Genomic DNA, 20760 nt, shown 5'->3' with positions numbered 1-20760 from the left:
CCAACCACCACACCCTTTCATTTGTGGGAGCGAGCTTGCTCGCGATGACGGTTTATCTACCGATATTGATGTCGGCTGATTCGACGCTATCGCGAGCAAGCTCGCTCCCGCAGGGGATTTCCGTTGACTCGACCTCAGTCGAAGGTAATCCCCTGCGCCAACGGCAACTCCAGCGAGTAGTTCACGGTGTTGGTCTGGCGGCGCATGTAGCCGCGCCAGGCGTCGGAGCCGGATTCGCGACCGCCGCCGGTTTCTTTTTCGCCACCGAATGCGCCGCCGATCTCGGCGCCGCTCGGGCCGATGTTGACGTTGGCGATGCCGCAGTCGCTGCCCACGGCCGACATGAATTGCTCGGCTTCACGCACGTCGGTGGTGAAAATGCAGGACGACAGGCCCTGGGGCACGGAATTGTTCAGGTGCAAGGCCTCGGCAAAATCCTTGTAGCCGACCACGTACAGGATCGGTGCGAAGGTTTCGTGGCGCACCACATCGCTCTGCTCGGGCATCTCGACGATGGCTGGCGAGACGTAATAGGCATTCGGGAACTGGTCTTCAAGCTGGCGCTTGCCACCAAAGACTCGCCCGCCTTCGCTCAAGGCCTGCTCCAGCGCATCCTGCATGTTGTCGAAGCTGTGCTTGTCGATCAGCGGCCCGACCAGGTTGCCTTCCAGCGGATGGCCGATACGCACTTTCGAATAGGCGGCCTTGAGGCGGGTGACGATTTCTTCCTTCACCGATTCATGGGCAATCAGCCGGCGCAGGGTGGTGCAACGCTGGCCGGCGGTGCCGACGGCGCTGAACAGGATGGCGCGCACGGCCATGTCCAGGTCGGCGCTCGGTGCCAGGATCATGGCGTTGTTGCCGCCCAGTTCCAGGATGCTGCGGGCAAAACGCGCGGCGACTTTCGGTGCCACTTCACCACCCATGCGGGTGCTGCCGGTGGCGCTGATCAAGGCCACGCGCGGGTCATCCACCAGCGCTTCACCAGCATCGCGACCACCGATGATCACCTGGCTCAGGTACGGCGGTGCGTCACTGAAGTTCTTCAGCACGCGCTCGAACAACGCCTGGCACGCCAGGGCGGTGAGCGGGGTCTTTTCCGACGGCTTCCAGATCACCGCGTTGCCGCACACCAGGGCCAGCGTGGTGTTCCAGGCCCAGACCGCCACCGGGAAGTTGAAGGCACTGATCACCCCAACCACACCCAGCGGATGCCAGGACTCACGCATGTGGTGGCCCGGACGCTCGGAGGCGATAGTCAGGCCGTACAGCTGGCGGGACAGGCCGACGGCGAAGTCGCAGATATCGATCATTTCTTGCACTTCACCCAGGCCTTCCTGGGTGATCTTGCCGGCTTCCCACGACACCAGCTCGCCGAGGTCGGCCTTGTATTCTCGCAACAGGTCGCCAAATTGACGCACCAGCTCGCCGCGACGCGGGGCCGGCACCTTGCGCCACAGGTCGAAGGCGTGTTCGGCACGGCTGACCTGCTGCTCGACTTCAGCCGCGCCTTCCCAGTTCACGGCGCCGATACGGCTGCCATCAATGGGCGAATGCACCGGTTGTGTGCCGTTCTGGTACAAGGCCGAGTCGACGCCCAAGCGATCAAGCAATGCAGCAACCATGGAAAATTTCCTCACACGAAAAACAAAGGATTGGCAGCCGGACGAATGCGACTGATCAGACCTGTAGTTGTAGCTGGCCTGAGTCTTGCCAACAAACGACCTTTAAGCGAGATATCATTCCGTTTATTCATGCTGGCCATGACCGGATAAGCAGAGCGACAAGAAATAAGGCCTCATCATGCTCAATAAACGCTATTTACCGTCGATCACGGCGCTGCAGTGCTTCGAAGCAGTGACCCGCCACCTGAGCTTCACCCGCGCCGCCGAAGAGCTGAACCTGACCCAGAGCGCCGTCAGCAAACAGGTCGCGCAACTGGAGGAGTTGCTGCAGCACTTGCTGTTTCGACGCGTGCGCCGACGCTTGCAACTGACGCCAGCCGGAGACTTGTACCTGGGGGAAGTGCGAAAAATCCTCACGCAGGTGGAGATGTCCACCCATTACCTGCGTTCCTACGGCGGCGATACTGAAGTCCTGCGCGTGTCCACCCCTCCGACCTTCGGCGCCCGGTGGCTGGTCCCACGCTTGAAGGGCTGGCGGTTGCGGCATCCGACCATTCACCTGGACCTGTGCAGCGAGCAGGAAGCCGATGACTTGCTGCAAGGGCGCAGCGACCTGGCGTTCTATTTCGGCCAAGGCTCGCGACCCGGCACCGAATCCCTGAAGCTGTTTGGCGAAGAACTGGTGCCGGTCTGTGCGCCCGGCAGCCTGCCTGAGCAGCCCTTCACCGACCCGACCCAACTGGCCGAGCTGGTGCTCCTGCAAAACGCCTCGCGCCCCCAAGCCTGGCACGACTGGTTCGACCACCAGGGCTACCACACCGAACACAGCTACCACGGGCCGCGCTTCGAAACCTTCTACATGTGCATCCGCGCCGCCCAGGTCGGCTGCGGCGTCGCCCTGCTGCCGCGGTTTCTGGTGGAAGAAGAACTGGCCGACGGCAAACTGGTCATCCCCTGGCCGCACGCGATGCCCAGCACCAACGCCTATTACCTGGCCTATCCGGAACATTCGGCGGAAGTGCCCAAGGTGCGGCTTTTTGTGGAGTGGATGCTGGAGCAGATCGACAACCCGGATATACCGGCATAACCCGACGCGAACCTGTGGGAGCAAGGCTTGCCCGCGAAGAACGCACCACGGGCTCCCGGAAACCGAGTCGCCTGTATCGCGGGCAAGCCTTGCTCCCACAGCGGGGCGGGGCGACGTTTCGATAAATCCCCTCGCCACAAATAGCTCTTCTTAGCCGAAAAAGACCCAGTGACCAAAAAAAACTGGCAATCATCATGAGTGATATGCGCCACTAGCCCTTTCACTACAAACTGCCGAACTTCGCTACCCTCGGCTGCGGCCTGTCTGGAGAACCCTATGAGCGAGAGCGTATTTGCCGATCGTATCGTGCAGAACCTGCTCGACACCGACTTCTACAAACTGACGATGATGCAGGCGGTGTTGCACAACTACCCCAACGTCGAAGTCGAATGGGAATTCCGCTGCCGCAACAGCGAAGACCTGCGCCCCTACCTGGCAGAGATCCGCTTTCAGATCGAGCGCCTGGCCGAGCTGAGCCTGAGCGCCGACCAGTTGGGTTTCCTGGAGCGCATCAGTTTTCTGAAGCCGGACTTCCTGCGTTTCCTGGGGCTGTTTCGCTTCAACCTGCGCTACGTGCACACGGGTATCGAAAACGGCGAGCTGTTCATCCGCCTGCGCGGGCCGTGGCTGCACGTCATTCTGTTCGAAGTGCCGCTGCTGGCCATTGTCAGCGAGGTGCGCAATCGTTATCGCTACCGTGAAATAGTCCTGGAACAGGCCCGCGAGCAGTTGTATTGCAAGTTCGACTGGCTGAGCGCCAACGCCAGCGCCGAAGAACTGTCCGAATTGCAAGTCGCGGACTTCGGCACCCGCCGCCGCTTTTCCTTCCGCGTCCAGGAAGAAGTGGTCAACGTGCTCAAGCATGACTTCCCCGGGCGTTTCGTCGGCACCAGTAACGTGCACCTGTCTCGGGAGTTGGACATGAAGCCCCTGGGCACCATGGCCCATGAGTGGATCATGGCCCACCAGCAATTGGGCCCGCGGCTGATCGACAGCCAGATCGCTGCCCTCGATTGCTGGGTGCGCGAGTACCGAGGCCTGCTGGGGATCGCCCTGACCGATTGCATCACCATGGACGCCTTCCTCAAGGATTTCGATCTGTTCTTCGCCAAGCTGTTCGACGGTTTGCGCCACGACTCGGGCGACCCGGTGATCTGGGCCGAAAAAGCCATTGCCCACTACCACAAGCTCGGCATCGACCCGATGAGCAAGACCCTGGTGTTCTCCGATAGCCTGACACTACCCAAATGCCTGGAGATTTTTCGGGCATTGCGTGGTCGCATTAATGTCAGCTTCGGTATTGGCACCAACCTGACGTGTGACATTCCGGGTGTAGAGCCCATGAGCATCGTGCTTAAAATGATCAGCTGTGCCGGGCAACCCGTGGCCAAGATTTCAGACGAGCCCGGCAAGACCCACTGCAAGGACCCGAATTTCGTCGCCTACATGCGACACGTTTTCCAAGTACCTGCCGCCCTTCCAGACACATCAAGCAAGGAGTGAATTCATGCAAGCCGTACAGCGTGAGATTGCTGAACAGCTCAAGGTCCAGCCACCGTTCGCCGATGACGCCGCCCTCAAGGCCGAAATCGCCCGGCGGGTGGACTTTATCCAGGATTGCCTGGTCAACTCCGGCCTCAAGTCCCTCGTACTGGGCATCAGCGGTGGCGTCGATTCGTTGACCGCCGGGCTGCTGGCCCAACGCGCCATGCGCGAACTGCGGGAGAAAACCGGTAACGCCGCCTACAAGTTCATCGCCGTGCGCCTGCCGTACGAAACCCAGTTCGACGAACATGAAGCGCAAGCCTGCGTGGACTTCATCGACCCGGACGAGCGCCATACCGTCAACATCGGTCCAGCGGTCAAGGCCTTGGCCGATCAAGTCTCGGCGTTCGAAGGCAAGGCGGCGCTCTCGCGGGATTTCGTGCTGGGCAATACCAAGGCGCGGATGCGCATGGTGGCGCAATACACCATCGCGGGCACCGAGCACGGCCTGGTGATCGGCACCGACCATGCCGCCGAAGCGGTGATGGGTTTCTTCACCAAGTTCGGTGATGGCGCCTGCGACCTGGCGCCGTTGAGTGGCTTGGTAAAAAACCAGGTCCGGGCCATCGCCCGAGACTTCGGCGCGCCGGAGTCGCTGGTGGAAAAAGTCCCCACCGCCGACCTTGAGGACCTGTCGCCAGGCAAGCCGGATGAAGCCTCCCACGGTGTGACCTACGCCGAGATCGATGCGTTCCTGCATGGCGAGCCTGTGCGGGACGAGGCGTTCAGGATCATTTGCGAGACCTATCGCAAGACTGAGCACAAGCGGGTGATGCCTTACGCTCCGTAACGAGTAATCACTGTGGGAGCGAGCTTGCTCGCGATAGCTGAGAGGCGTGGGTTGGTGTGTATATCCGTTATTTAGGTAACGGCTACTTAGGGTTCCGCTCTTACAGCGGGTCACTTTTGGAAGAGCCGGGAGCCGGACCAGCCAAAAGTAACCAAAAGCGCTTTGCCCCACCACTCGGCACCTCGCTTAGGCTCGGTGTGCCCGAACGCAGGCATTGCTCCGTGGGCCCGCCGCGAAGGGCCATCCATGGCCCAGCGCGGCTATCCCGGCATCCATGCCGGGATGCCCACTGCGCAATGCCTGCGTTCGGCCAGCGTGGTTTAACGGGGCGTCCAGATCAAGATCCAAAGCAAAGCAAGGCAAGAGCAAGAGCGGGGCATGCCGGCATCTATGTGGCTGAGCCACCGCTATCGCGAGCAAGCTCGCTCCCACATTGGATCTTCCGTAGACACAATATTTATGTGCATCCAGAGCCCCCTGTGGGAGCGAGCCTGCTCGCGAAGAGGCCGGCACATCCAACATCTTCATTGACTGGGACACCGTCATCGCGAGCAAGCTTTGCTCCCACAGGACCTGCCCAAACAAGTCTGATGGGTGTACGACCGTGAGAGCCAGGTCGGCTACTAGGCCGCCTCGCGGTGGACGTTGATCTCGGGCGCCCCGTTAACCACGCTGGCTGAACGAAGGTGTTGCGCAGTGGGCAACCCGGCATGGATGCCGGGTTAGCCGCGCTGGGCCATGGATGGCCCTTCGCGGCGGCCCACGGAGCAATGCCTTCGTTCAGGCATGCCGAGCCTAGGCGAGGCACCAAGTGGTGGGGCAGGAGCGCTTTGGTTACTTTCGCGCTTTTCGAAAGTGACCCGCTGTAAGAGCGGAACCATAAGCCGCCAATACGCAAAAAACGGATATACACACCAAAACAGCCAGACACCGAAAAAACCCAAAAAAACGGCACTTCCCATTTCTGAAAGAAGCGCCGCTTTTTTGTGCCTGAAGCGGATTACTTCAGGGTAACGGTGCCTTTCATCATCGAGATGTGGCCCGGGAACGAGCAGAAGAAGCCGTACTTCTCGGAAGCATTGAGCTTCGACACATCAAAGGTCACCGAGTCGCTTTCCTTGGCACCAATGAGTTTGGTGTGGGCGATGATGCGTGCATCACCTTCCGGCAGGTAGTTCTTGTCGACGCCTGCTGCCAAACCAGCCGTGGCAATCGGCTGCATGTCAGCCTCCTTGCTCAGTACCCAGTTATGGCCCATGACGTTTTTCGGCAAGTTGCCCGAGTGAGTCAGCTCGACGGTGAACGTCTTGCAGCTCTTGTCGATCTCGATGGCCTTGGTGTTGAAGGACATCTGGTCGGTCGAGTCGATGGTGGTCTTGCACTCCGCTGCCATCAGTTGGCTGCTGGCCAGCGTCAACAGGGATACTGCAACAAGTTTGGCAAACATTGTGAATCTCCAAGGCATGGTTAACAAAAATCCGTCAAAGGGAAAGACTGCCTGAATTTCAGACAAGTTCCTATGACCTGAATCAAAGATTGTATACAACTTAAGGCTATCAGCCTGATGGACACAATCAACCAGCCAGAGGGAGGACACCGCTCTATGATCAGCCTCACCACCTCTCGGGAGCGCCCATCATGAACGTCAACAGCCTGTTATGCAGCTTGCTCGCCGCCTACGCCTGCGGCGCCAGTGGCACCTATGAAAAACCCCAGCGCGAGGTTTAAGTCCTTTGCGCAGCATAGGCCAGGCTTTACTCTGGAGGGGTAACTGACCACGGAGTAAAGCATGTCCATCGCGTCTGTTTGTGTATTTTGCGGCGCCAGCACCGGCACCGATCCAGCGTATCGTGAAGCGGCGCAGGCCCTGGGCCGGGCGTTGGCGGAACGAAAATTGACCCTGGTCTACGGCGGTGGCGCCGTCGGCCTGATGGGTATCGTCGCCGACGCGGCCCTGGCGGCCGGCGGCGAGGTCATCGGCATCATCCCGCAAAGCCTCAAGGACAAGGAGATCGGCCACAGCGGCCTGACCCGCCTGGAAGTGGTGGACGGCATGCACGCCCGCAAGGCGCGCATGGCTGAACTCAGCGATGCCTTCATCGCCCTGCCCGGCGGCCTCGGCACGCTGGAGGAGTTGTTCGAGGTCTGGACCTGGGGCCAGCTCGGCTACCACGGCAAACCGCTGGGGCTGCTGGAAGTGAACGGCTTCTACAGCAAGCTCACCGCTTTTCTCGATCATATCGTCGGCGAAGGCTTCGTCCGCGCGCCCCATCGTGACATGCTGCAAGTGAGCGAATCAGCGCAGAACCTGCTCGATGCGCTGGACGAATGGCAACCGTCAGTGCAGCCAAAGTGGGCCGAACAAAAACCCAGCTAACGGCTCGGCCCCGATACAGGGCAGAATATGCGCCGCTCAACCTCACCTTCGACCCCAGAGGATCGCCCATGGCCAAACCCAATTATTCCTTCGCCAAACGTCAGAGAGACTTGGCCAAGGAGCAGAAGAAAGAGGAAAAGCTGCAGCGCAAGAAAGCCACAGCTGAAGAAGAAGCCGCACTGACCCCGGATACCGAAGGCGAAGTAGCAGCAGAAGATGATGTTGATGCACCGAAAGATCAGGCACCCGAGGCCTGATACCCCCAGGGCCCGATGATCCGATCCGGCCCCCCGGTTTTGTGTCCTGGGCCGGCAGTCCCACTGCCGGCCCTCACAATCCCAGCGCCTTGATAATCGACAGGCGATAGCCTGCAGGTAGATTGGCCGGCAATTGGCCAGGCTCGAACAACCCGATCTGCTTGTGCTCATGGCTGATCATCGGCACGAAACCGCCCAGCAACTCATCCATATGACACACAATCTGTGGGAGCCGAACCCTGTGGGAGCCGAGCTTGCTCGCGATGAGGGCGACACGGTTCAACTGCAAAAACGCGTCATCGTTCATCGCGAGCAAGCTCGGCTCCCACAGGCTCGCTCCCACATTTTCCACACAGCGCTCATGACTCCAGCGGCATCACCGTCACCCGCACCTCGGGATCATGATTGCCACCCCCCAGGATCACCCCCCGCAGCGGCGACACATCGGAAAAGTCCCGGCCCCAGGCCAGGGTGATGTGTTCCAAGGCCGGCTGGACGTTGTTGGTCGGGTCGAAGTCCACCCACCCCAACACCGGGCAATACACCGAGACCCAGGCATGGGACGCATCGGCGCCAATCAGCCGTGGCTGGCCGGGTGGCGGCTGGGTCAGCAGGTAGCCGCTGACGTAACGCGCCGCCAGCCCGCGCGAGCGCACGCAGGCCAGCATCAGATGGGCAAAGTCCTGGCATACGCCCCGCCGCCGCTCCAGCACCTCCACCAGCGGCGTCGCCACCTGGGTTGCCTCGGCATCGAAGGTGAACTCTTCGAAGATCTTCTCCATCAGCGCTCGAACGCCAACCATCAGCGGTCGCCCCGGCGGGAAGCAACTTTCGGAAAACTCGACGAAGCTGCGCTTGAGGTGCACATACGGCGACTCGAAACGATAACGGCACGCCTCCAGCAATGGTGCCGCCAGTGGCCGGCCACTGTAGCTCAGCGCGTTGCAGGTCGATTCCCAGGCCGGGGACAGGTCGAAATCCAGCGCGGGGCGCGCCAGCACTTCGACGCTCAAGCGAGCATTGACCAGCAACTCGTCATGGGGCCGTTCGAAGGCCAGCCGGGTCAGCGGGTTGCCAAACACATCCAGCTCATCGCGACGAGTCGTCGGCTCCGGGCTGATCAGCAACTGCTGTTCGGTGCAACGCTGCCAGTCACAGGCGCGCGGCCACAGGTGAGCAAGCTGCTGGGCCAGGGACACCGGGCTGTCGTAGTGGTAATGGGTGTCGTGGAGGATCTGGTAACGAGCGCTCATCAGACGGACACCGTGCGTTGGCTGACGTCATCGACGTGGGCGAAATGGCGCAAGGCCAGGCGATCGGACACCTGGCCACCGACATCGGCCACTTCCTGCAACAGGTCGGCCAGCCCATCAAGTGCTGCGCGCAGGCTGGCTTCGCCAAACAGGGGGTTTTCCAGGCAACGCAAGTCAAAGCGAGAAAGACGCGTCACCAATTCTGGCAAGGCCGTTTCCTTCGGTGCGCCAAAATCGTCGTTCAGGCGTTTGAGCGTGCGGGCCACCAGCTTTAACTGGAAAAGCACCGCGTGGGGGTTCTGTTCGTCCAGCAACAACAGGTCCAGCACCGGGATCAGTTGCGCCACCGCCAGGTAGCGAGAACGGTAGGTGATGCTGCTGTTGCCCAGTTCCAGCAGCCACTCCAGCCCGGCCTGGTCGAACACTGCATCGCTGCGCAAAAACGCCGCCAGGCTGCCGCTGAGGAACTGCAAGCGTTCCAGGCGTCGGCCAATCATCAAGAAGCGCCAGCCCTCGTCGCGGGTCATGTCGTCCAAGGCAAAACCAGACAACGCCGCCAGGGACATCACTAGCCGATTGAGGAAATCCAGCAACTCACCGAAATCCGGCTCCTCGGTTTCCAGCTCCATCGCTTCGCGCTGCAACTCCACCAGCGCCTGCCAGTTCTCCCGGGACAGCTTGCCGCGAACCTGCGAGGCCGCCCACTGCAAGCGCTGCAGGTTGGAGCGCAGGCTGAACGACCAGTCGTCCCCCAACAGCGCCGCCAGCAAACGCTCGTGCAGCTCGCCCTCTTCAGGCAGCAGCATCAGGCTTTCGCCCAGGGACACCGCCGACTGCAGGGCCTGCGGGTCATCGCCATCGACATAACGCCCCAGCATGATCCGCAGCAGCCGCGCGCTGTCGTCGCAACGCTCGCAGTAGCGGCCGAACCAGAACAGGTTTTCCACCACCCGCGAAGGCAGGTACGGATCGCGTCGAACCAGGTCGTGGACCCCCACGGTTCGCTGGGCCTTCCATTGTTCACCGCCGGGCGCCTGCTCGCCCAGCACCCAGGTGTCCTTGCTGGCGCCACCACGTTGCATCGACACCACTTCGGCGTCGGCCTCGGCGGCCACGCGGGTCAGGCCACCCGACAGCACCCGATAATCATCCTTCCCGGACACGGCATACACGCGCATGCCGATGGCCCGAGGCTGGATGTGCCCGTCTTCGGCCTGCCAGACCGGGGCCTGGGACAGTTGCGCCAACTCCTGGGCGACATAGGCATAGGGCCGTGCCTGCATGCGCGCCGCCAGTTGGCTGCGCTGCTTCTCGCTCAGGTCGCGGCCGAACACCGGGCTGAAGCTCTGGGAAGGAAATGCCGGCTTGATCAACAGCTGCGGCAATTTCTCCAGGGCCTGGGCCAGCACCGGCGGCTCACCGCACCACCAGGTGGCGATGGACGGCAGTATCAATTCCTCACCGAACAGGTACTGGTTGATCTTCGGCAGGAACCCCAACAGGCCCGGTGACTCCAGCACGCCACTGCCTAGGGCATTGGCCACCAGCACCCGGCCCTGGCGCACCGCTTCCAACAACCCCGGCACGCCGAGGGCCGAATCGGTACGCAGCTCCAGGGGGTCGCAGAAATCGTCGTCGAGCCGGCGCATGATGGCGTGGACCCGGCGCAGGCCACTGAGGGTCTTGAGGTAGACCGTGGCGTCCCGCACGGTCAGGTCGCCTCCCTCTACCAGCGGATAGCCGAGCTGGCGCGCCAGATAAAGATGTTCGAAATAACTTTCGTTGAACCGCCCCGGCGTCAACAGCACCACCAGTGGCGACTCACCGTCGCTGGGGGCCTGTCTTGCCAGGGTTTCCTGCAAGGTGCGGAAAAACCCGGACAAGTGCCGCACCTTCAAGTCGCGATACAAATCGGGGAAGGCGCGGGAAACGATCATGCGATTTTCCAGCGCATAACCGGCCCCCGAAGGCGCCTGGGTCCGATCCGCCGTGACCCACCAACGGCCATCGGGCGTGCGCGCCAGATCCACCGCATACAAGTGCAGGAAGCTGCCGTCCGGTGGCGCGATGCCCTGGCAGGGCCAAAGGAAATTGTTGTGCCCGAATACCAGCTCTGCCGGCAGCAGCCCTTCGCTGATCAGCCGCTGTGGCCCATACAGGTCGGCCAGCACCGCATTGAGCAGCCGCGCACGCTGGGCGATCCCGGCCGACAGATGTTTCCATTCCTGCGGGTCGATCACGTGGGGCAGCAGGTCCAGCTCCCACGGCCGGTCGGCGCCCTTCGGATCGGCGTAGACGTTATAGGTGACACCGTTTTCCTGGATCTGCCGAGCCAGCAGCGCCTGACGCTGGATCAGGTGAGCCGGCGTGCTGCGCTGCAACTGATCGAACAACCGCCGCCAGTGCGGACGCACCGCGCCGCTGTCGTCCAACAGTTCGTGATAGGTGCCCGTCGTCAGCGGGTAACGGTCAAGCAGGTCAGGCATGGAAAGCTCGGCAGACGGCAATAAAAGGTGAGACTAGCGCAAGCGCATGACGCCCGGATAGGTGTGTTTTATGTTGGGTCCGGCCTGGGTTTTCAGACTGCAATCATCGTGGCGAGGGGATTTATCCCCGCTGGGCTGCGCAGCAGCCCCCAAACCAGGCAACTCGGTGTGCCAGGAAGATTGAGCTAACTGCTTTAGGGCTGCTGCGCAGCCCAGCGGGGCGGTGCGACGTTTCGCTAAATCCCCTCGCCACAAGGGCCACCTAGCGCTTTAACGCTCCTGGAAAACGTCGCAGATCGAGTGTGAGCGGAAACTCGTCATCCACTGCCAGGCTGGGTATCGGAAGTTTCCCAGGCGTGTGTCCGATACGGAAGAAACGCGCCATCCGCCGGCTTTCGGCCTCGTTGGCATTCACCGGCAGGCTGTCGTAGTTGCGCCCACCCGGATGGGCCACGTGATACTGGCAGCCGCCCACGGAACGTTGCATCCAGGTGTCGAGCAAATCGAAGACCAGCGGCGCATGCACCGGGATGGTCGGTTGCAGGCAGTTGGCCGGTTGCCAGGCGCGGAAACGCACCCCGGCGACGAACTCGCCGACCCGACCAGTGGGTTGCAACGGCACCGGCACGCCATTGCAGGTCAGCAGGTAGCGTTGCGGCGCCAGGCCGCTGAGCTTGACCTGCAAGCGCTCCAGGGAGGAATCCACATAACGCACGGTGCCGCCCACCGCGCCCTCTTCCCCCAGCACATGCCAAGGCTCGAGGGCTTGGCGTAATTGCAGCTCGATACCGCTGACCGCGTAATCGCCCACCTTGGGGAAGCGGAACTCCAGGTGCGCGGCGAACCACTCAGCCCGCAGCGGGTAGCCGGCGGCGTTCAGCTCATGGATGACGTCGGCAAAATCCTGCTCGATAAAGTGCGGCAACAGGAAACGGTCATGCAGCTCGGTGCCCCAGCGCGCCAGTTTCGCCGGCGCATAAGGCTCACGCCAGAACCGCGCCACCAGCGCCCGCAGCAGTAATTGCTGGGCCAGGCTCATGCGGGCGTGGGGTGGCATCTCGAAAGCACGCAACTCCAACAAGCCGAGACGCCCGGTGGCGCCGTCCGGCGAATAGAGCTTGTCGATGCAGAATTCGGCACGGTGCGTATTGCCGGTCACGTCGATCAACAGGTTGCGCAACAGGCGATCGACCAACCACGGCGGGCATTCCTCGCCGGGCTGTGGCATTTGCGCGAAAGCGATTTCCAGTTCGTACAACGCGTCGTTGCGCGCCTCGTCCACGCGAGGCGCCTGGGAGGTCGGGCCGATGAACAATCCGGAAAACAGGTAGGACAATGACGGATGGTTATGCCAGTAACTGATCAGGCTGCGCAGCAGATCGGGGCGCCGCAGAAACGGAGAGTCAGCCGGTGTCGCGCCACCCAGTACGAAATGGTTACCGCCGCCGGTGCCAGTGTGCCGGCCATCGATCATGAATTTCTCGGTGGTCAGTCGGGTCTGTCGCGCCTCTTCGTATAGAAACTCAGTGCGCTCGACCAACTCATCCCAGGTCGCCGAGGGTTGCACGTTGACCTCGATCACACCCGGGTCGGGGGTGATGCGGAAATTGCCCAGGCGCGGGTCGCTCGGCGGCTCGTAGCCTTCCAACAGCACCGGACAGTGCAGCTCCTCAGCCGTCGCCTCGATGGCGCTGACCAGTTCCAGGTAATCCTCGACCCGCTCCAGTGGCGGCATGAACAGGTACAGTCGGCCATCGCGAGCCTCGGCACAGAAGGCGGTGCGGGTCAGCCAGTCGGCGGATTTGTCGATCTCCGGAACACGCTCCTGCTCGGCCGCCGGCTCGCCGTGACGCGCCAGTTGCTCGGTGCCGGGCAGCTCGGGCAAGTCCTGGTTCGGGTCGGTGGGGTGGATGAACGGGTACTCGGCCGCTGTCACCCATGGCTGGGACGCCAGTGGCAAGCGATAGCCCAGGGGCGAATCCCCCGGCACCAGGCGGCAGTGACTGTCACGCAGATACCAGCGACCGCTTTGCCACTGATCGCCCTTGGCGGTACGGGCCAGCGGCAGGACCTGGCCAATGACCTTGTCCAGGCCCTGGCTGAAGACCTTGCGCAACCGTGCACGCTCCAGGGCATCCTCCAGGCGTGGGTCCTCGGCCGTGACATTCGAAGGCAATGCACCTTCGCGCCAGAGGTAATAGAAGTTGTCTTCGTAGGCCGGAAACACGAACCGCGCAGGAATTTTCAAACGCTCGGCAACACTCGCCAGGAAACGCCCGGCCAGTTCGCCATCGGCGCCGTAGTCCTCCTGCTCGTCGGCGATCAACGCGCTGTTGTGCCAGATCGGCACCCCGTCGCGCCGCCAATAGCAGTTGAGCGACCAGCGCGGCAATTGTTCGCCGGGGTACCACTTGCCCTGGCCGAAATGCACCAGCCCCTTGGGCGCATAGTGATTGCGCATGCGCTGGAACAGCTCGGCGGAGAGCCGGCGTTTATCCGGCCCGAGTGCCGCGGTGTTCCACTCGGCACCGTCCGGGTCATCGATGGAGACAAAGGTCGGTTCGCCACCCATGGTCAGGCGCACGTCGCCCTCCAACAGGTCGGCATCGATCTGGCGCCCCAGCGCCTGGATCGCCAGCCACTGTGCGTCGGTGTAAGGCTTGGTCACCCGTGGCGCTTCCCAGACCCGCTCGACGGACATTTCGTGGCTGAACTCACACTCGCAAGGTTCCACCAAGCCACTGATCGGGGCCGCCGAGGACGGATCGGGACTGCACGCCAACGGGATATGGCCTTCACCGGCGAACAACCCGGACGTCGCATCCAGGCCGATCCAGCCGGCACCGGGCAGGTAGACCTCGCACCAGGCATGCAGGTCGGTGAAGTCCACGTCGGTGCCAGACGGGCCATCGAGACTTTTCACATCAGCGGTCAACTGGATCAGGTAACCGGAGACAAACCGCGCAGCCAGGCCGAGGTTGCGCAACAGCTGCACCAACAACCAGGCCGAGTCGCGGCAGGAACCGGAGGCGTGCTCCAGGGTATGCTCCGGGGTCTGCACGCCCGGCTCCATGCGGATCAGGTAGTTGATGTCTTCGCTCAGGCGCTGGTTGAGCGCCACCAGGAAATCCACCGCGGGCAACGGCGTGCGGTCGATCCCGTCCAGATAAGCCTGGAACCTCGGCGTCAGCGGCAGGGTTTCCAGGTAAGGCGCCAGCTCCTTGCGCTCGTCGGCCGCGTAGGCGAACGGAATCTTTTCGGCGTAGGGCTCGAGGAAGAAGTCGAACGGATTGAACACCGCCATTTCCGCCAACAAATCGACCTCTATTCGCATCTCCCGGGTTTTCTCGGGAAACACCAACCGCGCCAGGTAATTGCCCTGGGGGTCCTGCTGCCAGTTGATGAAATGCTGCTCGGGCGAAACCTTCAGCGCATAGGAAAGAATCCGCGTGCGGCTGTGGGCCGCCGGGCGCAGGCGAACGATCTGCGGGCCGAGTTCGACGGCGCGGTCGTAGCGGTAATGCGTGACGTGATGCAATGCGACATGGATCGACACGACGTGCCTCCTGCGAGCCTGGGCGTTATCGAAAGCGGCGCAAGACTTATGCCATGCAGGCAGGCCGGACACTTTCTTTATCTACTCAAGGCAGTAGAGCACTAAAAACGCGCGCTGCCCGAATTCATCTGCAAAGCAATGCACATAAATGCGGCGCCGGCAGCGCGAATCGACTCAGCGACGCAGGCGTGATGCCTTGGCGGCCTGGATGATCAGCGCGCGTTGGCGGCGGATGTCGACGAGTTTGCTGCGCATCTCCCGATGGCGCTTGCTGTTGAGCAGCAAGAGCCCCAGCAGTGGCAACAACACCGCGAATAGGTACACGCCCTGATGCGGCCGATAAGCGAACGTCGGCAGCACCGCCGCCAGACAGACCAGGAAATACCCCGCCACCCACCAGACCGCCCAGGCGCGCCCGCGAGCAATCAAGAGGTTGCCCAAGACCAGAACGATCACCAGGGCCAAAGTGCCGAGCCCGACATAGTCGGTCCTGGCTGACGGCTCCAGGGCACGCCAATAAGTGGTCCCGGCCAACACAAGCAGCGTGGACCCGGAAAAGCATCCCAGCAGGATCGTCCCCATGAAAACCGGAAAATAACGGGCGAGAAATGATTTCAGCGATCCGCCACCGATCATTCCGTGAACTCCTCATATAGGCCGACGGCCACGGTCTTCACATGGCCGCCGCCGGTATAACTGCCGATAACGCCCAGGGCGCCACCCAACGAGTCCTTGATCTGAGTCAGGGTCGCGTGGCGGATTTCAGCGGAGGAATAACGTTTGGGCACGGCCCCCGCGCGTTGCTGCAACTTGAGTAGCTTCGCCGTCAGGCTCGGGTCCTTGAGCGTCAACAGCTCCTTGGTCAGCTTGCTTCGCTCTTGCCGATTCAGGCCCTTGAGCAACTGATACCAACTCTTTCCAGTGCCGGCCGCTTTGTTGGCCTTGAGCAGCCGGACAGTCGTCAGCGCCGAGCCACCGACACCCACCAGGGAAACCCCGTCAAGGATCGGCGACACGATGTTGTACCAGTCCGCGTCATTCATCTCATCGTTGCCGGTCGGATTGGTCAGCTCATTGGCCACCCGCATCCCGCCAATGACGCATTGCGCGGTGCTGGCCGTCGCGGCAGCGGCGCCCAGGGCAACGACAAAGGCACTTGCCCCCGCCGTAAAGGGCACGGCGACGCTTCCACTGAACACCACCACCCAACCAATCACAGCGGCGACACAGGACAAGCCGGCATTGGTTGCTTCAAGCCCAAGCTTGGACTCGCGCGGGCTGCTTTTTACCTGATCGATGAATTGCTGCGGTGCGATGTATTTTTTCGCCTCGCGCAGAATGATGCGCTTGGGCGCGATGCTGCAAATCGGCTTGAATTCGCGCAGGACCACTACGTTGAACTCAGCATCGATATACACCACCCCCGCGCCGACGATGCTTGGATCGGCATCAATGGCGGCGAACAGCCGTGGCAGGTTGATTTGGCTTTCAATACGACGGCGGGCCATCATCTGGGAGATGCTGCTGTCCATGCCGATGCCGGGTAACGGAGTGCTCATATGAATCGTCCTTGAGAATCGGAGGGTGAGACGTTATCCACACTGAACCCTGTGGCGAGGGGATTTATCCCCTCGCCACAAGAGCGATGTGTCCGGCGTTGTTGTGCCTATTGACGGGAATTGGCGGGCGCCACGATAACAAACGGCCAGCACCGCCGCTAGAAAGCAAAACGCCAGCACTTAGGCTGGCGTTTTACGAGGTGGCAGGGCGATCAGCGCGGCACGACAGGCTTGCGCGCCGGTTTCGGTCCTTTGCCCTTGGCGGCGTCCTTGCGTTCCTTGGCAGCCTGTTGGTTGCGGGCGAATGCCGCGGCCTTGGCTTGCTCGCGCTTGTCCCATGCGTTGCCACCATCGCTGGCACGCGGCGGCAGGCCGGTGTGCTGGGTCAGGATCTTGGTGGTTTCCTTGCCCACCTTGTGGCTGCCGGCTGGCGTCGAATTCTTGCGACGGGCGCTCTGGTAGCTGTCGGTGGACGGCTGGTGCAACGGAATCAATTGGTTCTTGCCCGGCCCGATCAGGTCGGCGCGGCCCATGCGGGTCAGCGCTTCGCGCAGCATCGGCCAACCCTTGGGGTCGTGATAACGCAGGAAGGCCTTGTGCAGACGGCGCTGCTCCTCGCTCTTGACGATGGTCACCGCGTCGCTCTTGTAGGTGACCTTGCGCAGCGGGTTCTTGCCCGAGTGGTACATCGCCGTGGCCGTGGCCATTGGCGACGGATAGAACGCCTGCACCTGGTCGGCACGGAAACCGTTGCCCTTGAGCCACAGCGCCAGGTTCATCATGTCTTCGTCGGTGGTGCCCGGGTGAGCGGCGATGAAGTACGGAATCAGGTACTGCTCTTTCCCGGCTTCCTTGGTGTACTTCTCGAACATCCGCTTGAATTTGTCATAGCTGCCGATGCCCGGCTTCATCATCTGGTTGAGCGGGCCTTCCTCGGTATGCTCCGGAGCGATCTTTAGGTAACCGCCGACGTGGTGGGTCACCAGCTCCTTGACGTATTCCGGCGACTCGACCGCCAGGTCGTAACGCAGGCCAGAGGCAATCAGAATCTTCTTCACCCCAGGCAAGGCCCGGGCGCTGCGGTACAGCTGGATCAGCGAAGAATGGTCGGTGTTCAGGTTCGGGCAGATGCCGGGGAACACGCACGATGGCTTGCGGCACGCGGATTCGATTTCCGGGCTCTTGCAGGCAATGCGATACATGTTCGCGGTCGGGCCGCCGAGGTCGGAAATGACTCCGGTGAAACCCGGGACCTTGTCGCGGATCTCTTCGATCTCGCGAATGATCGACTCTTCGGAACGGTTCTGGATGATCCGGCCTTCGTGCTCGGTGATCGAGCAGAACGTGCAGCCACCGAAGCAGCCACGCATGATGTTCACCGAGAAACGGATCATCTCGTAGGCCGGGATCTTCTCCTTGCCGTACGCCGGATGGGGGACGCGTGCGTAAGGCATGCCAAACACGTAGTCCATTTCTTCGGTGGTCATCGGAATGGGCGGCGGGTTGAACCAGACATCGACTTCGCCGTGCTTCTGCACCAGGGCGCGAGCATTGCCTGGGTTGGTTTCCAGGTGAAGCACACGGTTGGCGTGGGCGTAGAGCACCGCGTCGCCACGGACCTTTTCCACCGATGGCAGACGGATCACGGTTTTGTCGCGGGTCATTTTCGGGCTCGCCAGGATCTGTACGACCTTGGCTTCGCTCGGGTCTTCAACCGGACCCTTCTCCTGCTCGATGGCGCAGGCTTGAGTGTCCTGGGTGTTGACGTACGGGTTGATGATCTTGTCGATCTTGCCCGGACGGTCGATGCGCGTGGAGTCGACTTCGTACCAGTCTTTCGGCGTATCACGACGGATGAAGGCCGTACCGCGTACGTCGGTGATGTCTTCGATCTTGTGGCCGTAGGACAGGCGCTGGGCGACTTCGACAATCGCCCGCTCGGCATTGCCGTAGAGCAGGATGTCGGCGCAGGCGTCGATCAGGATCGAGTTGCGGACACGGTCCTGCCAGTAATCGTAGTGAGCGATACGGCGCAGCGACGCTTCGATACCACCCAGAACGATCGGCACATGCTTGTAGGCCTCCTTGCAGCGCTGGCTGTAGACCAGGCTCGCCCGATCCGGCCGTTTGCCCGCCATGCCACCCGGGGTGTAGGCGTCGTCGGAGCGAATTTTCTTGTCAGCGGTGTAGCGGTTGATCATCGAGTCCATGTTGCCGGCCGCGACACCGAAAAACAGGTTGGGCTCGCCAAGCTTCATGAAGTCGTCTTTGGACTGCCAGTTCGGCTGGGCAATGATCCCGACGCGAAAGCCCTGGGCTTCCAGCAAACGGCCAATGATCGCCATGCCGAACGACGGGTGATCGACGTAGGCATCACCGGTCACGATGATGATGTCGCACGAATCCCAACCGAGCTGATCCATCTCCTCCCTGCTCATGGGCAGGAACGGCGCCGGGCCGAAACATTCGGCCCAGTACTTGGGATAGTCAAATAACGGCTTGGCTGCTTGCATGTCGATAACCGGTATAAAAGATGAAAAATCGCGGGCGCGGAATATAGCACAAAAAATAACCAATTCCGACGGCTATGGTCGGAAATTGGTGGCGCACCTTTCGCGAGCAAGCTCGCCCCCACAGAGGAATGCATTCCAAGGTGGGAGCGAGCTTACTCCGGGCGGCGTTCCGACGATGAGGCCGGATCAGACGACGAAGAACTTACTCGTCGTCGTCAAAATTGTAGCTACCCGGCGCCAGGTTTTCGAAGCGCGTGTACTTACCGATAAACGCCAGGCGGATGAAGCCGATCGGGCCGTTCCGCTGCTTGCCGATGATGATTTCGGCGATGCCCTTGTGCTCCGTCTCGGGGTGATACACCTCGTCGCGGTACACGAACATGATGACGTCGGCGTCCTGCTCGATCGCTCCGGATTCCCGCAAGTCGGAGTTCACCGGACGCTTGTTGGGGCGCTGTTCCAAGGAACGGTTCAACTGGGAAAGCGCCACCACCGGGCAGTTGAATTCCTTGGCCAGGGCCTTGAGGGAACGGGAGATTTCGGAAATCTCGTTGGTACGGTTGTCGCCGCTGGAACCGGGGATCTGCATCAGTTGCAGGTAGTCGATCATGATCAACCCGACCTCACCGTGCTCACGCACCAGGCGCCGGGTCCGAGCGCGCATTTCCGATGGGCTGATACCAGCCGTATCGTCGATGAACAGCTTGCGGTCGTTGAGCAGGTTGACCGCCGAGGTGAGGCGCGGCCAGTCGTCGTCTTCCAGTTGGCCGGAACGAACCTTGGTCTGGTCGATACGCCCCAGGGACGAGAGCATACGCATGATCAGCGATTCGCCTGGCATCTCGAGGGAGTACACCAACACCGCCTTTTCGCTGCGTAGCACGGCGTTTTCCACCAGGTTCATCGCAAAGGTGGTTTTCCCCATGGACGGACGGCCGGCGACGATAATCAGGTCGGACGGCTGCAGGCCGCTGGTCTTCTCGTCGAGGTCGGTGTAGCCGGTGGACAGGCCGGTAATGGCGTTGTCAGTGTTGAACAAGGTGTCGATACGGTCGATCGCCTTGGTCAACAGGTCGTTGACGCTGACCGGGCCACCGGTTTTCGGCCGGGCCTCGGCGATCTGGAAAATCTGCCGTTCGGCTTCGTCAAGGATCTCGGCGGCGGTGCGGCCTTCCGGGTTGAAGGCGCTGTCGGCGATCTCGGTACTGATGCCGATCAATTGGCGCAAGGTCGCCCGTTCGCGCACGATCTGCGCGTAAGCCTTGATGTTGGCGACAGACGGCGTGTTTTTCGCCAGCTCACCCAGGTAACCGAGACCGCCGACCTGGGATGTCTGCCCTTCCTTGTCCAATTGCTCGGCCAGGGTCACGACGTCGATCGGCATGTTCTGATCGGCCAACTTGGCGATCGCACGGAAAATCAGCCGGTGGTCATGCCGGTAGAAATCGCCATCGGAGACTTGATCGAGCACGCGTTCCCAGGCGTTGTTGTCCAGCATCAGGCCACCGAGCACGGCCTGTTCGGCCTCGATGGAATGCGGAGGCACCTTCAGGGCAGCGGTTTGCAGATCGTATTGCTCGGGAGCGGTGATTTCGTTCATGGCCACTTCTGGTTATGAAAATCAGGAATTGCAGAAAGACAAAGGGCACGACCTGTAAACAGGATCGTGCCCGATGTTACCGGCAAGCACCCGAGGGTGCCAGCCGACAGGT

General features: G+C 61.6%; 15 protein-coding genes. 5 read left to right on the top strand and 10 right to left on the bottom strand.

Annotated elements, in window-relative coordinates; translation table 11 throughout:
- Positions 1–134: 134 nt before the first annotated feature.
- Entirely contained in the window at positions 135–1625 is a 1491-nt protein-coding gene (locus B0E42_RS08935) for an aldehyde dehydrogenase family protein (protein WP_077506236.1), read from the bottom strand.
- Between the two features lie 178 nt (positions 1626–1803).
- Here B0E42_RS08935 and B0E42_RS08930 point away from each other — a divergent pair, with 178 nt between their 5' ends.
- The 3 genes from B0E42_RS08930 (at position 1804) to nadE (ending at position 5047) form a co-directional block, all read left to right on the top strand.
- The gene (locus tag B0E42_RS08930) at positions 1804–2712 is read left to right on the top strand and encodes a LysR family transcriptional regulator (RefSeq protein ID WP_018606274.1); all 909 of its coding nucleotides are present in this window, start codon (positions 1804–1806) and stop codon (positions 2710–2712) included.
- Between the two features lie 276 nt (positions 2713–2988).
- Positions 2989–4215, top strand: a complete 1227-nt coding sequence (gene pncB, locus B0E42_RS08925) for a nicotinate phosphoribosyltransferase (protein ID WP_018606276.1) — start codon at positions 2989–2991, stop codon at positions 4213–4215.
- Positions 4216–4219: 4 nt separating this feature from the next.
- Positions 4220–5047, top strand: coding sequence for an ammonia-dependent NAD(+) synthetase (gene nadE / locus B0E42_RS08920; protein WP_018606278.1), 828 nt, complete (start codon positions 4220–4222; stop codon positions 5045–5047).
- A gap of 1000 nt (positions 5048–6047) precedes the next feature.
- Here the strand turns inward: nadE and azu are convergent.
- Entirely contained in the window at positions 6048–6494 is a 447-nt protein-coding gene (gene azu / locus B0E42_RS08915; protein WP_018604314.1) for an azurin, read from the bottom strand.
- A gap of 342 nt (positions 6495–6836) precedes the next feature.
- Here azu and B0E42_RS08910 point away from each other — a divergent pair, with 342 nt between their 5' ends.
- Complete coding sequence (locus B0E42_RS08910; RefSeq protein WP_018604315.1) at positions 6837–7424, top strand: TIGR00730 family Rossman fold protein; 588 nt, start codon at positions 6837–6839, stop codon at positions 7422–7424.
- Between the two features lie 68 nt (positions 7425–7492).
- Positions 7493–7681, top strand: coding sequence for a hypothetical protein (locus B0E42_RS08905; protein WP_018604316.1), 189 nt, complete (start codon positions 7493–7495; stop codon positions 7679–7681).
- Between the two features lie 73 nt (positions 7682–7754).
- Here B0E42_RS08905 and B0E42_RS08900 read toward each other — a convergent pair whose 3' ends face one another.
- The 8 genes from B0E42_RS08900 to dnaB all read right to left on the bottom strand — a co-directional run bounded on the left by B0E42_RS08900 (position 7755) and on the right by dnaB (position 20648).
- Positions 7755–7892, bottom strand: coding sequence for a hypothetical protein (locus B0E42_RS08900; protein ID WP_253278521.1), 138 nt, complete (start codon positions 7890–7892; stop codon positions 7755–7757).
- Between the two features lie 148 nt (positions 7893–8040).
- Positions 8041–8934, bottom strand: coding sequence for a transglutaminase family protein (locus B0E42_RS08895; protein WP_014336318.1), 894 nt, complete (start codon positions 8932–8934; stop codon positions 8041–8043).
- Positions 8934–11420, bottom strand: coding sequence for a circularly permuted type 2 ATP-grasp protein (locus tag B0E42_RS08890; protein WP_018604319.1), 2487 nt, complete (start codon positions 11418–11420; stop codon positions 8934–8936). The genes B0E42_RS08895 and B0E42_RS08890 overlap by 1 nt, the downstream gene beginning before the upstream one ends.
- Before the next feature lie 262 nt (positions 11421–11682).
- A complete protein-coding gene (locus B0E42_RS08885) occupies positions 11683–14976 on the bottom strand; it encodes a DUF2126 domain-containing protein (RefSeq protein WP_077506235.1) in 3294 nt (1097 codons plus the stop codon).
- Between the two features lie 174 nt (positions 14977–15150).
- Complete coding sequence (locus tag B0E42_RS08880) at positions 15151–15612, bottom strand: hypothetical protein (RefSeq protein ID WP_077506234.1); 462 nt, start codon at positions 15610–15612, stop codon at positions 15151–15153.
- Positions 15609–16535, bottom strand: coding sequence for a hypothetical protein (locus B0E42_RS08875; RefSeq protein WP_018604324.1), 927 nt, complete (start codon positions 16533–16535; stop codon positions 15609–15611). The genes B0E42_RS08880 and B0E42_RS08875 overlap by 4 nt, the downstream gene beginning before the upstream one ends.
- Before the next feature lie 212 nt (positions 16536–16747).
- Entirely contained in the window at positions 16748–19048 is a 2301-nt protein-coding gene (locus B0E42_RS08870) for a YgiQ family radical SAM protein (RefSeq protein ID WP_018604326.1), read from the bottom strand.
- Between the two features lie 202 nt (positions 19049–19250).
- Positions 19251–20648: a replicative DNA helicase gene (gene dnaB, locus B0E42_RS08865; protein ID WP_014336312.1), complete on the bottom strand. Its 1398-nt coding sequence runs from the start codon at positions 20646–20648 to the stop codon at positions 19251–19253.
- Positions 20649–20760 lie beyond the last annotated feature (112 nt).

Source organism: Pseudomonas sp. A25(2017), assembly GCF_002001065.1.
GTDB lineage: Bacteria > Pseudomonadota > Gammaproteobacteria > Pseudomonadales > Pseudomonadaceae > Aquipseudomonas > Aquipseudomonas kilonensis.
The sequence above is the reverse complement of the archived record's forward strand: the minus strand, read 5'-3'. Positions and strand labels throughout refer to the sequence as shown.